16 protein-coding genes are annotated in these 14,933 nt (G+C 35.5%); 14 read left to right on the top strand and 2 right to left on the bottom strand.

The genetic code is table 11. The features are described from left to right. Positions 1-3: 3 nt before the first annotated feature. The 5 genes from ACU8DI_RS00190 (at position 4) to yaaA (ending at position 4,884) form a co-directional block, all read left to right on the top strand. On the top strand, positions 4-1,038 hold the full coding sequence (locus ACU8DI_RS00190; protein ID WP_447110717.1) for an RluA family pseudouridine synthase: 1,035 nt from the start codon (positions 4-6) through the stop codon (positions 1,036-1,038). 61 nt (positions 1,039-1,099) lie between these two features. Next, positions 1,100-1,333 (top strand): hypothetical protein, encoded by a 234-nt coding sequence (locus ACU8DI_RS00185; protein ID WP_447110716.1) that lies wholly within the window; start codon positions 1,100-1,102, stop codon positions 1,331-1,333. A gap of 141 nt (positions 1,334-1,474) precedes the next feature. Beyond that, positions 1,475-2,656 carry a glycosyltransferase family 9 protein gene (locus ACU8DI_RS00180; protein WP_447110715.1) on the top strand — a complete coding sequence of 394 codons (1,182 nt, stop codon included), beginning with the start codon at positions 1,475-1,477 and terminating at the stop codon, positions 2,654-2,656. Further along, positions 2,649-4,028 carry a DUF5672 family protein gene (locus ACU8DI_RS00175; protein WP_447110714.1) on the top strand — a complete coding sequence of 460 codons (1,380 nt, stop codon included), beginning with the start codon at positions 2,649-2,651 and terminating at the stop codon, positions 4,026-4,028. The genes ACU8DI_RS00180 and ACU8DI_RS00175 overlap by 8 nt, the downstream gene beginning before the upstream one ends. Before the next feature lie 97 nt (positions 4,029-4,125). Next, positions 4,126-4,884: a peroxide stress protein YaaA gene (gene yaaA / locus ACU8DI_RS00170; protein WP_447110713.1), complete on the top strand. Its 759-nt coding sequence runs from the start codon at positions 4,126-4,128 to the stop codon at positions 4,882-4,884. On the opposite strand, the gene ACU8DI_RS00165 is transcribed toward yaaA, so the two are convergent. Beyond that, positions 4,885-5,010, bottom strand: coding sequence for a 30S ribosomal protein THX (locus ACU8DI_RS00165; protein ID WP_447110712.1), 126 nt, complete (start codon positions 5,008-5,010; stop codon positions 4,885-4,887). It lies immediately after the preceding gene. 88 nt (positions 5,011-5,098) lie between these two features. Between ACU8DI_RS00165 and ACU8DI_RS00160 the strand changes: the two genes are divergently transcribed. Then, on the top strand, positions 5,099-5,821 hold the full coding sequence (locus tag ACU8DI_RS00160; protein ID WP_447110711.1) for a hypothetical protein: 723 nt from the start codon (positions 5,099-5,101) through the stop codon (positions 5,819-5,821). Next, complete coding sequence (locus ACU8DI_RS00155; RefSeq protein ID WP_447110710.1) at positions 5,822-6,475, top strand: uracil-DNA glycosylase family protein; 654 nt, start codon at positions 5,822-5,824, stop codon at positions 6,473-6,475. Between the two features lie 7 nt (positions 6,476-6,482). On the opposite strand, the gene ACU8DI_RS00150 is transcribed toward ACU8DI_RS00155, so the two are convergent. Beyond that, a complete protein-coding gene (locus ACU8DI_RS00150) occupies positions 6,483-6,947 on the bottom strand; it encodes a DinB family protein (RefSeq protein ID WP_447110709.1) in 465 nt (154 codons plus the stop codon). A 68-nt stretch (positions 6,948-7,015) separates the two neighbouring features. On the opposite strand from ACU8DI_RS00150, the gene ACU8DI_RS00145 reads away from it, so the two are divergent. From ACU8DI_RS00145 to ACU8DI_RS00115, 7 genes are all read left to right on the top strand, one after another. Continuing rightward, entirely contained in the window at positions 7,016-8,293 is a 1,278-nt protein-coding gene (locus ACU8DI_RS00145; protein WP_447110708.1) for a DUF2851 family protein, read from the top strand. 8 nt (positions 8,294-8,301) lie between these two features. After that, positions 8,302-8,529, top strand: a complete 228-nt coding sequence (locus ACU8DI_RS00140) for a PspC domain-containing protein (protein ID WP_447110707.1) — start codon at positions 8,302-8,304, stop codon at positions 8,527-8,529. Positions 8,530-8,532: 3 nt separating this feature from the next. Next, entirely contained in the window at positions 8,533-9,552 is a 1,020-nt protein-coding gene (locus tag ACU8DI_RS00135; protein WP_447110706.1) for a potassium channel family protein, read from the top strand. A 97-nt stretch (positions 9,553-9,649) separates the two neighbouring features. Further along, positions 9,650-11,266 (top strand): alanine/glycine:cation symporter family protein, encoded by a 1,617-nt coding sequence (locus ACU8DI_RS00130; protein ID WP_447110705.1) that lies wholly within the window; start codon positions 9,650-9,652, stop codon positions 11,264-11,266. A gap of 33 nt (positions 11,267-11,299) precedes the next feature. Continuing rightward, positions 11,300-12,157, top strand: coding sequence for a ComEA family DNA-binding protein (locus ACU8DI_RS00125; protein ID WP_447110704.1), 858 nt, complete (start codon positions 11,300-11,302; stop codon positions 12,155-12,157). Positions 12,158-12,178: 21 nt separating this feature from the next. Then, a complete protein-coding gene (locus ACU8DI_RS00120) occupies positions 12,179-13,345 on the top strand; it encodes an acyl-CoA dehydrogenase family protein (RefSeq protein WP_447110703.1) in 1,167 nt (388 codons plus the stop codon). Positions 13,346-13,398: 53 nt separating this feature from the next. Next, a complete protein-coding gene (locus ACU8DI_RS00115) occupies positions 13,399-14,826 on the top strand; it encodes a carboxypeptidase-like regulatory domain-containing protein (protein ID WP_447110702.1) in 1,428 nt (475 codons plus the stop codon). Positions 14,827-14,933 lie beyond the last annotated feature (107 nt).

The raw sequence follows: 14,933 nt of genomic DNA, 5'->3' as shown, positions 1-14,933 counted from the left end.
GTCATGACTACAGAACATACGACAGAAGATAAGAATGATGATGAATTATTCGAGCATCATGCTTTTACAGTAGATAAAGGGCAATCACCCTTGCGTATTGATAAATATTTAATGAATCGTATAGAGAATGCGACTCGGAATAAAATTCAAGCGGCTGCAAAAGATGGGAGTATTTATGTGAATGATATCCCTGTTAAACAAAATTACAAGGTCAAACCACTAGACAAAATTAGAGTTCTCCTCGAACATCCTCCTTATGAATACCTACTAACTCCAGAGAACATACCTTTAGATATCGTGTATGAAGATGATACACTTTTGGTGATTAACAAACCCGCAGGTATGGTAGTACATCCTGGTCATGGTAATTACTCAGGAACCCTAATAAATGCTTTAGTCTATCATTTTGAAAATTTACCGAACAATTCAAGTGAGCGTCCTGGTTTAGTCCATCGTATTGATAAAGATACAAGCGGACTTTTAGTAATTGCCAAGACAGAGCAAGCTATGACGCATCTTTCTAAACAGTTTTTTAATAAAACTAGTGAGCGCGAATATGTGGCCTTGGTTTGGGGCAATGTCTCAGATGATGAAGGTACTGTTGAAGGTCATATTGGTAGACATCCTAAAAACCGATTGCAAAATACCGTTTTTGAAGGCGATGACGAAGATAAAGGGAAACCAGCTATAACACATTATAAGGTTATAGAGCGCTTGGGTTATGTCACCTTGATATCCTGTAAATTAGAAACAGGTCGAACCCATCAGATTCGGGTTCACATGAAACATATTGGTCATACCTTATTTAATGATGAACGCTATGGAGGCGAGCGCATTCTAAAAGGAACAACATTCACGAAATACAAACAATTTGTTGAAAATTGCTTTAAAATTTTGCCGAGACAGGCGCTTCATGCAAAGACCTTAGGATTTAAACATCCCAAAACTGGTGAACAATTGCGTTTTGAATCAGCCATTCCAGAAGATATGCAATTGTGTATTGAGAAGTGGCGACATTATGCCAAACATCAAGAATAAAATTAGATTTGCATACATTGAAAAAAATGTTAAATTTGTGTAAGAATTTTATGATAATCATATGAAAAGAAGAGACTTTATAAAGAAATCCGGACAAGCATTAGCGATCACGTCTGTAGCAAGTATTATTGGTTTATCCGCTTCATCTTGCTCTTCAGACGATTCAGATTCGTTTGATGATGGGTATTATGGTGATGGCTATTACGATGATGGTTATTATGATGATGGCTATTATGATGATGGTTATTATGATGACGGTTACTACGACGATGGCTATTATGATGATGGCTATTAAAAGTGCATAAGCGATCTATCTGTGGATAGGTTGACAATGATATGGTGTTTTTTAAGTTATACGGACTCGTGTAATTTAAAAAACACTTTTATTTCAAAGAGGTTTGTTAACTTGCATCCCTTTAACAATTAAAACATTCGGATGAGCTCGCATGCCAATGCCCCAAAAACAACAATTCTAGTATACAAAAGTTACGGCGGAATTGGAGATATCTTTTTTACAATTCCTTCATTATACCTTTTGAAACAAAAATTTGAAGAAGTCACATATGCGACCCAGCCGAGACTTGTTGATTTCTTTAAACGTCATTTAAAAGGTATTGCCGTAGTAGATGAAACTCTAGTTGATGCCACGTCCTATGATACCGTTATTGAACTTGGGAACTATCCACGCTTTAATAATGATGCTGAAAAACAGCCGCAGATTGTATATCATACTCACAAACGAGTCAAACAGCATTCCATCGAGCACTATAAAGATGGTATTATTTCAGAATTTCCTGATATAAAAAAAACAGGCGATCCTTATCCTTTTTTTGATAGAAGAGAGGCGAACGAGCTCTATTATACCGTACACCCTGGGGCTGGCTTTATTTTGAAAGCGTGGCCAATAGATTATTATGCAAAATTGATAGAACTCATTCATGAGCAATATCCACAATTCAAAGCAAAAATTATTATTGGACCCGACGATCCTAACCCAGAACCTTATTTTACAAAAGAGGGACTATCTTATGAATTAATAACCGGCAATATTGATGAGGTCGCGCACGAGGTTTCTGGTGCGAAGTTCCATATAGGAAATGACGCGGGAATTACCCATTTAGCGGGCGCTTTTAATATTCCAATATTGACTATTTATGGTCCAACAGGGCCAGGCTCATGGGGCGCTTTTTCAGAAAATGTTGAGCTCATATGGGGAAAACGAGGTCATTGTAATTTAAAATGTAATTATAATGTCATTATCAATTGTGGCGATAGGGTTTGTCTTAATAAGGTTTCACCTGAAAAGATGATGATGTTGCTCAAGAAATTGCTACATAAAATCTGTAAGACATCAACAACAAGTTTCTTTTTGAATCCAGATTATTCGATACTAATCGAAGACGATAGTTATATTTTCAAAAGTGAACAACAGGAATACTTGTTGGAGGTTAAGGATTTTGAAAGTAGAAAATTCCTAGCGAATCATTTAACAGATACAGGCATAACTATTGAAAAAATGCCAAGTCAGTTCGAAGAAACTTTTGAAGCTTTTGTTCAGTTAAACGTGTTTTTTCCGAACCCTATTATAAATTTAGAGACCACTAATTCCAATGCTTAAATTAGATAATGTGACCTTGTTGGGTGTTGATTGTGTAGACATTCACAAGTTGATTTTAGCTGCTAATATTTCAGAAAAAGCCATCCAATTTCATTCAGTAAAACTCCTTACTCATTTTGACGTTGCGGATGATCGTATAGTAAATATAAAGCCTATTACCTCGCTTGAAGCTTATAGTGAGTTTATGATTAAGGAGCTGTATAAGTATGTTGACACGGCGTTTGTTCTGGTAATCCAAGCAGATGGTTTTGTGCTCAATCCTAAGCGATGGTCAGAAACGTATTTGTCTTACGATTATATTGGTGCTCCTGTGTCTTGGGGAATGGGGAATGGTGGTTTCAGTTTGCGCTCAAAGAAGTTGTTGCAAGTCCTTGCGAACGAGCAGGAATTCAAAATTTGTCATCCAGAAGATCTCAGAATATGCAAAACCTATAAGCCTCTATTGGAATCCAAAGGTATTGTTTTTGCGCCTTCAGATTTGGCTCAAAAGTTTAGTGTTGAGAATAATACATGGAATGGGCAATTTGGCTTCCACAATGCCGACATCGCGCTTTGGGATAGTGATGAGTATACAACAACTGAAGAAGAACGCCAATTTGCTGAAGGCATCCAAGAAGAAAAGGACCATTCTAAGACGATACAATTAAGTTATGTGGTGCAATTGTATTTGGAAGATAATACGTCAGATCCTTTAGAAGAACTCATAAAGATTTACAGTGGTTACAGTCGTGATTTATTAAAAAAAATACACTTTGTATTCGTGGATGATTGCTCGCCAATACCAATTGAAATCCCTGAGGATACGTTTCTAAACTACACCTTACTTCGGATAAAGACAGATATCACGTGGAATCAAGGTGGTGCTAGAAATTTAGGGGTTAAGTATGCTAAATCTGAAAATATTATTGTGACCGATTTAGATATTGTGTTTCCTGAAAATTTATTGGAAAGGTTGGTAGACTATCAACTTCCTAACAATGCTGTTTTTAAGTTTAATACCATGTCTAATTTTAAATTGGTCAGACCGCATGTCAATGTCTTCTTTATGTCTAGAGCCACATTTATGAAAAGTAATGGTGTGGACGAAGCGTTTTCTGGGCATTATGGTATGGAAGATATTTTCTTTTTCTACTTGCAAAAGGCTTTAGGTACGAAGTTCTACCTTTACAGTTATTCTAATATTGTTCACAAAGAGCATAAAGATTCTGATAAAACACAACACAACAGGTTGAAACGTACACAAGGTGTCAATGAAAAGTTAATTGATGAAAAGTTGAAAATTATTGAATCCTCTGATCAACCATTGGATGCAAGAAGTGAGTTATATCTCAATTTCAAATGGGAGCTCGTCAAAGAACACCTACAAAAATAACCGCTATAAATTTTTCTTATTAACCTATAGAAATATTTAAAATAATCGAGTTGAAAAGATGGTTTGAGAATTGTAAATTTGACTCAAACTTGAATACATGAAACTCGTATTATCACCAGCAAAATCTTTAGACTACGAAAGTAAATTGCCAACAGCGACTTCAACGCAATCCTGTTTTTTAGGAGAAGCAGAACGTTTGAATAAGTTACTGAAAAAGAAATCAGCTAAAAGTTTGTCTAAGCTCATGCATATCTCTGATAATTTAGCACAATTAAATTACGAGCGCAATCAAGAATGGGAATTACCTTTTACATCAGATAATGCTAGACCAGCAGTTTATGCGTTTAACGGCGATGTTTACAGAGGTTTAGATGCCTACACGATTGACACTAAAAAACTCGATAAGTTGCAAGATACAGTCCGCATTATTTCAGGACTTTATGGCTTACTAAAACCATTGGATTTAATTCAACCTTATCGCTTGGAAATGGGTACAAAATTTCCAGTCGGAAAACATAAAAATTTATACGAATTCTGGAAAAAACAAATTACAGAACGCTTAAATGAGGAACTTGAAGAAGAGGAGTTATTTCTGAATTTAGCGAGTAATGAATACTTTAAAGCTATAGATACCAAAGCCTTGAAAGTTCCTGTGATTGATGTCAAGTTTCAAGAATTTAAATCTGGTAAATACAAGACTATTGGCATTTTCTCTAAACAAGCCAGAGGTTTAATGACCAGATTTATCATAGATACCAATGCTGAGACATTGGACGACATCAAAGGTTTTGACTATGATGATTATCGATTTACAGAAGATTTGTCTTCAGAAAACCAGTTGGTGTTTACAAGGTAATTAGGCCTTTTTATTTGGATTGATTTTGTCTTCCGTCTTTGGACGCTTCTTAATTCTCGGACGTCTAACGCCAAAGGTGCCTCTGTGAATTTTCCCTCTTTTCGATTTTTTATCGCCTTTACCCATAAATTTAGTCGTTTTAAATTGTGTGTTCTTAAGATACTAATTATTTTAAAGTTACTTTAGTATTTTAGCGTTTTATCTTAGAAAATACATGTACTACTATTTAATTGTCGCCTTTCAGGCATTTTGCATCTATCATTGGTTTAAGAATAAAAATGATTACTATTGGGTGTTTTTAATCTTGTTTTTACCACTTCTTGGGTGTATTATTTATTTGATAACTCAGGTTTATAACAAAAGGGATGTAGACAAATTGCAAGAAGAATTTACGACCATAATCAACCCTAGTAAAAAGATTAAGGACTTGGAAAATACCTTGGCATTTTCAGAAACGTTTCAGAATAGAGTCAATTTGGCCGATGCCTTATACGAGAATAAAGATTTTGAAAATGCTATTAAACATTATGACATAGCCATTTCTAAGGATTTTCAAAATGACACCTATGTTGGCTTTCAATTGATCAAATCTTATTTTTTCTTAAATCAATATGATAAGGTCATCGCTATTGCCAAAAAGTTTGAAGATCACAGAGAGTTTCAGGGGAGTAAAGTGCAGTTTTTTTATGGCTTGTCATTGGCAAAATCTGGTAATATCAAGTTGGCAGAGACACATTTAAGGGCTATTGATCAGCGCTATTCAAATTATGAAGAGCGACTCGTGTACGCCCAATTTTTACTAGAACAAGATCAAACAGATCAAGCCAAAAGCATCCTCAATGCTATAAATGATGAATCGCAACATATGACTGCTGTTAATAAACGTAAGTATAAACAAACCATCAGGCAAGTGCAGCATCTTTTAAATTCGCTATAAGTGTTTTTGCATGAACACCCATATAAACCTTTCATAACCCATTCTACGAAAAAACTTATCGTGGGTACCTTACCACCTCCCAGATTCAGTACAGGAGAATTACTTCCGAAAGATGTGGATTTCTGCTATGGCAGTTATTATAATTCTTTGTGGTTATATATTGATGAGATTCATCAGCTAGGTTTGAGATACGATCATTCGAAGATAGCTGTGAACCAACGCAAAACGTTTTTAAAAGATCATCATATAGGTGTTTGCGATATTGTTCAAAGCTGTGAACGAGAAAAAATAGATGCATCCGATTTAGGAATGCAAAATGTACAATTAAGAGATGTTGTTGGTTATCTGCGGAAATATCCGCGCATAGATACCTTGTTATTTACAGGTGGTAATAGTAAAAATGGTCCTGAATATTTCTTTCGTAAGCATTTAAAAACCTATCAACTGAATTTAAATGTACAGAGTTCTGAAGTACCAAGAATTCATCATTTTAAATTAGGGAATAGAATTATTAAAACCGTTTCTCTAACATCGTGTTCTGGTGCGGCAAATATTTCCATTAGTCGATTGCCACTATACCGTCAATTAAAAGCTAAAAACCCGGACTTCAATACCTTCGATTTCCGTGTGATGCAGTATCGGGAATTTTTTTAGTCAATACTTAGGGTTTTATCCATTTTTTCAGAATGGCAATTTGACCTAAATGATAATGCGTGTGCTCTATAATACCTGTAATATTATCGTAGTAAGAACCGTATTTATCATCCACAAAAGTGGAATGAATGCGAGCTTCCGGAAGCACCTCGATATGTGTTGCTAATGCTTCTGCTTTGTCTAAAATAGTTTGGCACATCGATTCCCATTCTTGAGCACTCGAGATTTTTGGATGGTCATAGCTGAACTTGTCTCTGATTACTAAAGGCTGGCCCTCGAAAACGTTCAAAACACCAGATATATAATAACCAATATGATATGTTAAAGCTAGAATTGAATTGGTGTTTTTAACTTGTAAATTAGCTTCTTCCCAGCTGATATTTTCCAATTGCGATTTCAAATTAGAGCTGGTCCAGTTCCCACCAAAAAAAACACCTCTGAAGTGACTTGCTAAACTTTTTGATAATTGCATAACTAATGTGTAAAAGGTTTGAAATTAAAAAAAAATATCGAATTCCATCAGATTTTTTATATTTACAAATGATAGAAAATTTTCTACATTATGTTTGGAGTCATAAAAAGTTTGATGTGTTACACCTCAAGACAACACAGCATCAAAAATTAGATATTGTCGCGGTAGGTACGCCCAATCCTAATTCTGGTCCTGATTTTTTCAACGGACAAATAAGAATTGATGACCAATTTTGGGCTGGAAATATTGAAATCCATGTAAAAAGTAGTGATTGGTTTGTGCATCGTCATGAAAGTGATCCTGCTTACGATAATGTCATTCTTCATGTGGTATATGAAGACGATACCTCCATTTTTCGAAAAGATAATTCAGTCATTCCAACACTTGAGCTAAAACCCTATTTACATCCCTCACTACTGGATAGATTTCATAAGTTATTTAGAACTAAGAAATCATGGATTAATTGTGAGGAAGATTTTAAGGAAGTTAGTGAGTTTACGCGATCGCATTGGTATGAGCGATTATTCGTAGAACGTCTTGAACAAAAATGTCAGATGATTCATGGCTTGATGACCGATTTAAATCAAGATTGGGAGGCCATTCTTTTTAAGATGTTGACCAAGAATTTTGGATTAAAAGTGAATGGTGACGCTTTTTTTAGTTTGGCGAATGCGATAAATTTCTCAGTCATTAGAAAATTACAGCACAATCCAATGCAACTAGAAGCATTATTGTTTGGTCAAGCTGGTCTGTTGGATATTGAGACTGATATCGCATACCAACAATCCTTGTCTTCAGAATACCGCTATTTAAAGCAAAAATTTCAATTGAAAGAAGAAGGCATGATTCGTATGCAATTCTTTAGATTGCGACCCTCTAATTTTCCCACTATCCGGTTGTCACAATTGTCTCAACTTTACAGTCGCCAACATCAATTATTTTCAAAAGTGATGGAAATAGAGACACTTTCTGAGTATTACGAGTTGTTGCAAGTGCCAACATCGCCTTTTTGGGATAATCACTATACGTTCAGTAAAAAAGTAAAATCCAGTAAAAAACGAATGACCAAGGCGTTTGTGGATTTGCTTTTAATTAATACAATACTGCCTATGAAGTTCAGCTATGCGCGGCAACAAGGACAACATATGAACCAGCACATTCTAACGATTTTACAGGATATTAGCAGTGAAAAAAATACCATTGTTAAAGGTTTTGAACGTATTCATAAGGCTTCAAAGTCGGCTTTCGAGTCACAAGCTTTGATTCAACTTAAAACGCAATACTGTGATAAAAATAAGTGCTTAAAATGTGCTATTGGTAATGCATTGTTAAGTAATAAATTTTAAATTGCAGTATGAAATTGTTTTATCAGATCCTCTATTATTTTCAAAAGCGCGGATTTTACGTTTGTCAGCGTATCGCAGATCGTTTAGGAATTAGAGCCAAAGTGGTTAGGACATCTTTTATGTATTTGGCATTTGTTACTTTGGGGTTTGGTTTTGCTCTGTATTTATTTTTTGCATTCTGGATGAAAATAAAAGATATTGTTTACACGAAACGCTCTTCCGTATTTGATTTATAAACTATGAATCCATTGATTAAATTTTTTCGCGTAAAAATCTACACAGCTGTTTTCCTCTTGCTGGTCATCATGGTGATAGGTGTATTAGGATTCAGAATCATGTCTGATTATTCTTGGATTGATTCGTTTTATATGACCGTTATTACCATTACGACTGTTGGTTTTGGAGAAGTACAACCATTAGATGATAACGCGAAGATATTCACCATATTTTTAATATTGGCAAGTGTAATTATTTTAGGTTATGCCATTACAGTGATTACCGAATATATTTTGAGTAAGAATGATTTTGAAGAATTAAAACAGAGAAAAATGCAAAAGAAAATAGACAATCTGAGTAACCATATCATTATCTGTGGCTACGGGAGAAATGGGAAGCAGGCTGCTAAAAAGTTATTAGCCTATAAAAAGCCTTTTGTAGTGATTGAAAAGGATAAAGATATCATCGATAAATTTCAAAGTGAGATGGTGCCATTTGTTCAAGGGAATGCGAATGAAGATGATATTTTATTGCTGGCTGGAATAGATAGAGCCAATACTTTGATTTCAGCATTACCAAATGATGCCGACAATCTGTTTGTAGTACTTTCAGCAAGGCAAATCAATACTAGTATGAATATTATAAGTCGCGCATCACAGGAAACATCTTATCAAAAGCTCAAATTGGCTGGTGCGAATAATGTGATTTTGCCCGATCGTATTGGAGGTGATCATATGGCCTCATTAGTCGTGGTTCCTGATCTTATTGAATTCATTGATAATTTAGCAATTGTTGGAAAGTCAAATATCAATATTGAAGAAATAGCCGTTGAAAAATTGTACAATGCCGCAAATATAAAAACCATTCGTGATTTAGATTTGCGTCAGAAAACAGGTTGTACAGTTATTGGTTTTAAGGATGCGAATGGCGAGTACATTGTGAATCCTGAAGCCGACCTGAAATTGGTGCCAAATTCAAAAATTATTGTTTTGGGACGACCAGAACAAATTCAAAACTTAAATTCGCTTTACGACATAAGTTAATGCAAGAATCCATTTTAACAAGGTGAACTTTAAAAAGTCGTTTTTTTTTAGCATCTTGTGGCTTTATTAAAACTAACTAACTTAAATAATACGACACATGAAGAAATTTCTTCTTTCATTTTTTACATTAATCACACCATTTTTAACGTTCGCCCAAGAGAGTACTTCTGAACGCATTGATGAAGTCTTTAAGACCTACACAGGTTGGTTTGTTGAAGGCATTTTTTATGAAATTCCATTCACAGATACATTTCAAATTCCTTGGGTATTGATTGTATTAATAGGTGGAGCATTATTTTTTACCATTTATTTTAAGTTTATCAACGTTACAGGTTTTAGGACAGCCATTCAAGTTGTTCGTGGAAAATATGAAGATATTGAAAAGCATGGTGTTGATACCTTGTATGGTGACCAAACGGATAATGAGGATGTCTTTGAAACGATTCGTGATGAAAGTGCCGATGGTGAAGTGTCCCATTTCCAAGCCTTGACAGCGGCATTATCTGCTACGGTAGGTTTAGGAAATATTGCCGGTGTAGCGGTAGCGTTATCTATTGGTGGTCCTGGTGCGACGTTTTGGATGATCATCGCTGGACTTCTAGGAATGGCTTCAAAATTTGCCGAGTGTACACTTGGAGTTAAATATCGTGATGTCGGAGAAGATGGTACCGTTTATGGTGGACCAATGTACTACTTGACCAAAGGGTTAAAAGAAAAAGGTGCTGGAGGATTAGGTAAAGTATTAGCCGTCTTGTTTGCCATATTTGTCATTGGTGGATCGTTTGGTGGTGGAAATATGTTCCAAGCCAATCAAGCGGCAGCACAGTTTACCAAACTGTTTGACTTAACAGGTGAAAACGCTGGTTTGTTCTTCGGAATAGGAATGGCAGTGTTAGTTGCCATCGTTATCATTGGAGGTATCAAGAGAATTGCTTCTGTGACTGAAAAAATTGTGCCTTTTATGGCTGGTATCTATGTCTTGGCCGCTTTAATCATATTATTTGCCAACTTCACTCTTATTGATGATGCCTTTGGAGCCATTATTAGTGGCGCATTTACACCACTTGCTGGATTAGGTGGTGTTATTGGTGTGATGATTCAAGGCATACGACGTGGTGCTTTCTCTAATGAGGCTGGTGTGGGTTCTGCAGCAATTGCCCATTCCGCGGTGAGAACCAAGTATCCTGCTAGTGAAGGTATTGTGGCTTTACTTGAGCCATTTGTAGATACGGTGGTTATATGTACTATGACTGCCTTGGTAATTGTTATTACCAATTTTGATGGTGGGTTTATGGAATATGGTGTGGCCGTTACAGAAGGTGTTGAATTAACAGCAACCGCTTTTGATACAGTGATTCCTCATTTCTCAATTGTCTTGACGATTGCCGTTATTCTATTTGCTTTTAGTACCATGATTTCTTGGTCTTACTACGGCATGCAAGGTTGGGTGTTTTTATTCGGAAAAGGAAAGCTTACCGATTTAGTTTATAAAGTATTATTCTTATTATTCGTTGTGGTCGGAGCTTCTATTAGTTTGGGAGCAGTTATTGATTTTTCAGATGCCATGATATTCGCTATGGTGGTGCCTAATATTATTGGTGTGGTTATGCTGTCGCCAGTGATTAGAAAGGAATTGAAAAAATATATGAATGCGATCAATAAAAAGGAAGAAGCTATTGATGATGGCGCCACTGATCTGGTAGATAAAATGTAATATATAAATACAATGAATATAAAATCTCACTTCATGTTTTCAAAACAACAAAGGAGTGGGATTTTTTTGTTGTTATTACTAATTTTAATATTTCAATGTGCCTATTTTTTTATTGACTTTTCGTCGGAAGCATATAACGTAGATGCACAGGAACTCGCCAAATTCGAAACAGAAATTGAAGCATTGCGGTTGGCTAAATTAGCAGATTCTAAACCCAAGGTTTTTCCGTTTAATCCAAATTTTATAACCGACTATAAAGGGTATACGCTCGGCATGTCTAATGCTGAAATTGATCGCCTACTAGCTTTCAGAGCAAAAGGGAAATGGATCAACTCAGCTCAGGATTTTCAAGAAGTCACAAAAATTTCCGATTCCTTGTTACAAACAATAGCACCATTGTTCAAGTTTCCGGAATGGGTGACAAATCCGAAACCTAAAACCTACACCAATCAAAAATTTTCACCAAGCAATACTCCTAAGACATTCGAGCAAAAGCAAGACCTTAATACGGCTTCAGAATCTCAATTGAAGCGCATCTATGGTATTGGTGAGAAACTCTCTGAACGCATTGTAAACTATAGAACCAAAACAGGTGGTTTTGTAGCCGATATTCAGCTTAAAGAGGTGTATGGTTTATCTGATGAGGTTATCGAAAATGTTTTAAAAGAATTCACCGTAAAAACAGGAACACCTATTACTAAAATTAATATCAATACGGCCACTATTGAAGAATTGGTTCAAGTGAAGTACATTGATTATGAAATTGCTTATAATATTCTTGAAGCACGCACGCTTAGAGATGGATTTAAATCTTTGGACGATTTACTAAAGGTTAAAGATTTTCCGATTAAAAAAAGTGATATAATTAAGTTATATTTGACACTAGATTAAGAATCAAAAAAATTGCAGATTATGAGCAGTAGGTACTTCACCGAAGAGCATGAATTATTTAGACAGAGTTTAAAAGATTTTCTACAAAAGGAAGTCGTTCCACATATTGAAAAATGGGAGAAATCCGGTCACATCGAGCGTTTTATTTGGGAGAAATTTGGAGAAATGGGTTTCTTTGGGTTAGCTTATCCTGAAGCCTATGGAGGCATGGATTTAGATCTATTTTATACTGTTATTCTATTAGAAGAGCTTCAAAAAATTGAATCTGGTGGATTTGCAGCAGCCATTTGGGCACATGCTTATTTAGCAATGACCCATGTGAATAAGGAAGGTGATGATGCTATTAAACAAAAATATTTGACACCTAGTATCACTGGCGAAAAGATAGGATGTCTCTGTATTACCGAACCGTTTGGAGGGAGTGATGTGGCAGGCATGAGAACAACAGCCGTTAAAAAAGGGGATTCATATGTTATTAATGGGTCTAAGACGTTTATTACAAACGGCGTTTATAGTGACTACCTTGTAGTTGCAGCCAAAACGAACCCTGAACTCGGAAACAAAGGGATCAGTATTTTTATTATGGATCGTGATACACCTGGAATTTCTGCATCAAAGCTAGATAAATTAGGTTGGAGAGCTTCAGATACAGGCGAAATTGCCTTTGATGATGTGACAATTCCAGCAGCCAACCTTATGGGTGAAGAGAATATGGGTTTCCCTTACATCATGCAGCATTTTGCCTTGGAGCGTCTGATTATGGGAATCAATGCGCATGCTAGAGCAGAACATGCCTTAGATTATGCTAAAGCATACATGGGAGAGCGTCAAGCTTTTGGAAAATCGATAGATAAATTTCAAGCGTTGCGTCATGCCTTTGCCGATTGTTATGCTGATATGTTGATGTGCAAGGAATTTAATTATACCGTTGCCGATAGATTGAATAAAGGAGAATATGTCGTTAAGGAAGCTACAATATCTAAATTGCGCTCGACTAAAATGGCCGATGAGGTGATTTATCAATGCCTACAATTTTTAGGTGGTTATGGTTATATGGAAGACTATCCTATGGCAAGATTGTTGCGAGATAGCAGATTAGGACCAATTGGCGGTGGTACTTCTGAGATTTTACGTGAGATCATTGCAAAAATGGTGATTGACGATAAAGATTATAAGCCAGTAACATAGCAACCATACGACTTGAATGAGTTCAAGTTTCAGTTTGATTTAAATCATATGTCATGCATAGACAAAACATAAAAAAAGGCCTACTTGTGTTGAATTTCTTGGTGGTTTCACTTGGTTTTTCGCAAACTGAAGTTAAGAACAAAATTCTTGATTTTGGAACATTAATGCCTATTGAAAGCGCTAGTATTTATGTTAAAAATACGACCATTGGTACAGTAAGTAATGCCGATGGTAAGTTTGTACTTCAAGTACCTGCGGAATTTACCACAGACACCTTAATTATTTCTTCTATTGGGTACAAGAGTTATAAAATTCCGGTGAATGAGTTTGATAACTCCATAGATGTCTACTTAGAAGAAGATGTGGCTTCCTTAGATGAGATTGTACTCATTGCTGAAACAAGACCTAAGACTGGTAATGATATTGTTTTAAAAGCGATTGAAAAGCTCGCTGTGAATTTGCCAGATTCAGCGTATATCCAAAAAGGTTTTTTAAGACACAAGGAGCGAAATAAAATTGAATTTAAGTGGCTCATTGAAAGCGCTATCACTGTTTATGATTCTGGTTACGGTTCTCAAAGTGCAAAGCATCTTAAAATCAATGTAGATCAAATGCGAAAAAGTTATGATTTACGTGATGTAGATAGTATTTTTTCCTATGTATCCTATAAAAATCAAAATTCAAGAAGCAGAATTAAACCTCGCGACGTCAAAAGAAGCAGTTTGAGTACCAATCAGTTAGTGAAGGCCATCAAATGGAATGATAACAGAGTCAACGGCTTACAGAATATTTTTCAAGGAAAACTCAACTTATTACGCAATTCTCAAGATACAAAGGCGCTTTTTGGTGCGGATATTTTAGATAAACATCAATTTACATTGGATACGCTTCTTGTGGATAATGATCGGAAATTATATAAAATTAAAATTTCTGAGAGTAGCGATTTTGTTGGCCTAGGAACCAAAGGTATTTTTAACGAAGGTTACATTGCACAAGGATGGTTGTATATTTATTATGATAACTACGCCATAAAAAAAATCGAGTATGAATTGGTAGCAGCCTCTGATGCACAGAAGGTGCGAAGCAAACGTTTGTTTGATACGCAGGTCAATCATAAATTGATTATCACATATATGGAATACCAAGATAAAATGTATCCTAACTATATCTATTATGAAACACCTAAGTTGGTCAACGTTGGTTTTAAGACTGATGAAAAGGTTAGTGATGAAGAAAAGGAACGTTACAATAAAGAAGAACGCTATTATTATACAGTGCAAGAAATTTTGTTTTCAGAAATCATTCTAGACAAGGAAAAAATTGCATTGGAACTTCAAAAGGACTGGGATATGGATATCTTTTCACCCAAACCTTATAACAAGGACTTCTGGAAAAACTACAACATTCTTCTTGAAAGTGAAGAAGATGAAAAGCTCATTGAGGATTTAAGCACTAAAGCCTCGCTTTTTGAGGATGAATAGTATTTAAAATACTTCTCTTAAAACTGGCATTTTAAGAAATTATCAAAAAAATAGCTTTTATTTTATCGATGTAAGGTATTATAGACGATTATTTTGATGATTTATCA

The sequence above is a fragment of the Psychroserpens sp. BH13MA-6 genome (assembly GCF_052983595.1).
This window is presented reverse-complemented; position numbering and strand designations above follow the sequence as displayed.

What these genes read in the sequence shown, in the direction of transcription:
- yaaA (WP_447110713.1), top strand. Translation starts at nt 4,126, where the DNA reads ATGAAACTCGTATTATCACCAGCAAAATCTTTAGACTACGAAAGTAAA.
- ACU8DI_RS00180 (WP_447110715.1), top strand. Translation starts at nt 1,475, where the DNA reads ATGAGCTCGCATGCCAATGCCCCAAAAACAACAATTCTAGTATACAAA.
- ACU8DI_RS00135 (WP_447110706.1), top strand. Translation starts at nt 8,533, where the DNA reads ATGAATCCATTGATTAAATTTTTTCGCGTAAAAATCTACACAGCTGTT.
- ACU8DI_RS00160 (WP_447110711.1), top strand. Translation starts at nt 5,099, where the DNA reads ATGTACTACTATTTAATTGTCGCCTTTCAGGCATTTTGCATCTATCAT.
- ACU8DI_RS00165 (WP_447110712.1), bottom strand. Translation starts at nt 5,010, where the DNA reads ATGGGTAAAGGCGATAAAAAATCGAAAAGAGGGAAAATTCACAGAGGC.
- ACU8DI_RS00120 (WP_447110703.1), top strand. Translation starts at nt 12,179, where the DNA reads ATGAGCAGTAGGTACTTCACCGAAGAGCATGAATTATTTAGACAGAGT.
- ACU8DI_RS00125 (WP_447110704.1), top strand. Translation starts at nt 11,300, where the DNA reads ATGTTTTCAAAACAACAAAGGAGTGGGATTTTTTTGTTGTTATTACTA.
- ACU8DI_RS00130 (WP_447110705.1), top strand. Translation starts at nt 9,650, where the DNA reads ATGAAGAAATTTCTTCTTTCATTTTTTACATTAATCACACCATTTTTA.
- ACU8DI_RS00140 (WP_447110707.1), top strand. Translation starts at nt 8,302, where the DNA reads ATGAAATTGTTTTATCAGATCCTCTATTATTTTCAAAAGCGCGGATTT.
- ACU8DI_RS00190 (WP_447110717.1), top strand. Translation starts at nt 4, where the DNA reads ATGACTACAGAACATACGACAGAAGATAAGAATGATGATGAATTATTC.
- ACU8DI_RS00175 (WP_447110714.1), top strand. Translation starts at nt 2,649, where the DNA reads ATGCTTAAATTAGATAATGTGACCTTGTTGGGTGTTGATTGTGTAGAC.
- ACU8DI_RS00145 (WP_447110708.1), top strand. Translation starts at nt 7,016, where the DNA reads ATGATAGAAAATTTTCTACATTATGTTTGGAGTCATAAAAAGTTTGAT.
- ACU8DI_RS00115 (WP_447110702.1), top strand. Translation starts at nt 13,399, where the DNA reads ATGCATAGACAAAACATAAAAAAAGGCCTACTTGTGTTGAATTTCTTG.
- ACU8DI_RS00185 (WP_447110716.1), top strand. Translation starts at nt 1,100, where the DNA reads ATGAAAAGAAGAGACTTTATAAAGAAATCCGGACAAGCATTAGCGATC.
- ACU8DI_RS00150 (WP_447110709.1), bottom strand. Translation starts at nt 6,947, where the DNA reads ATGCAATTATCAAAAAGTTTAGCAAGTCACTTCAGAGGTGTTTTTTTT.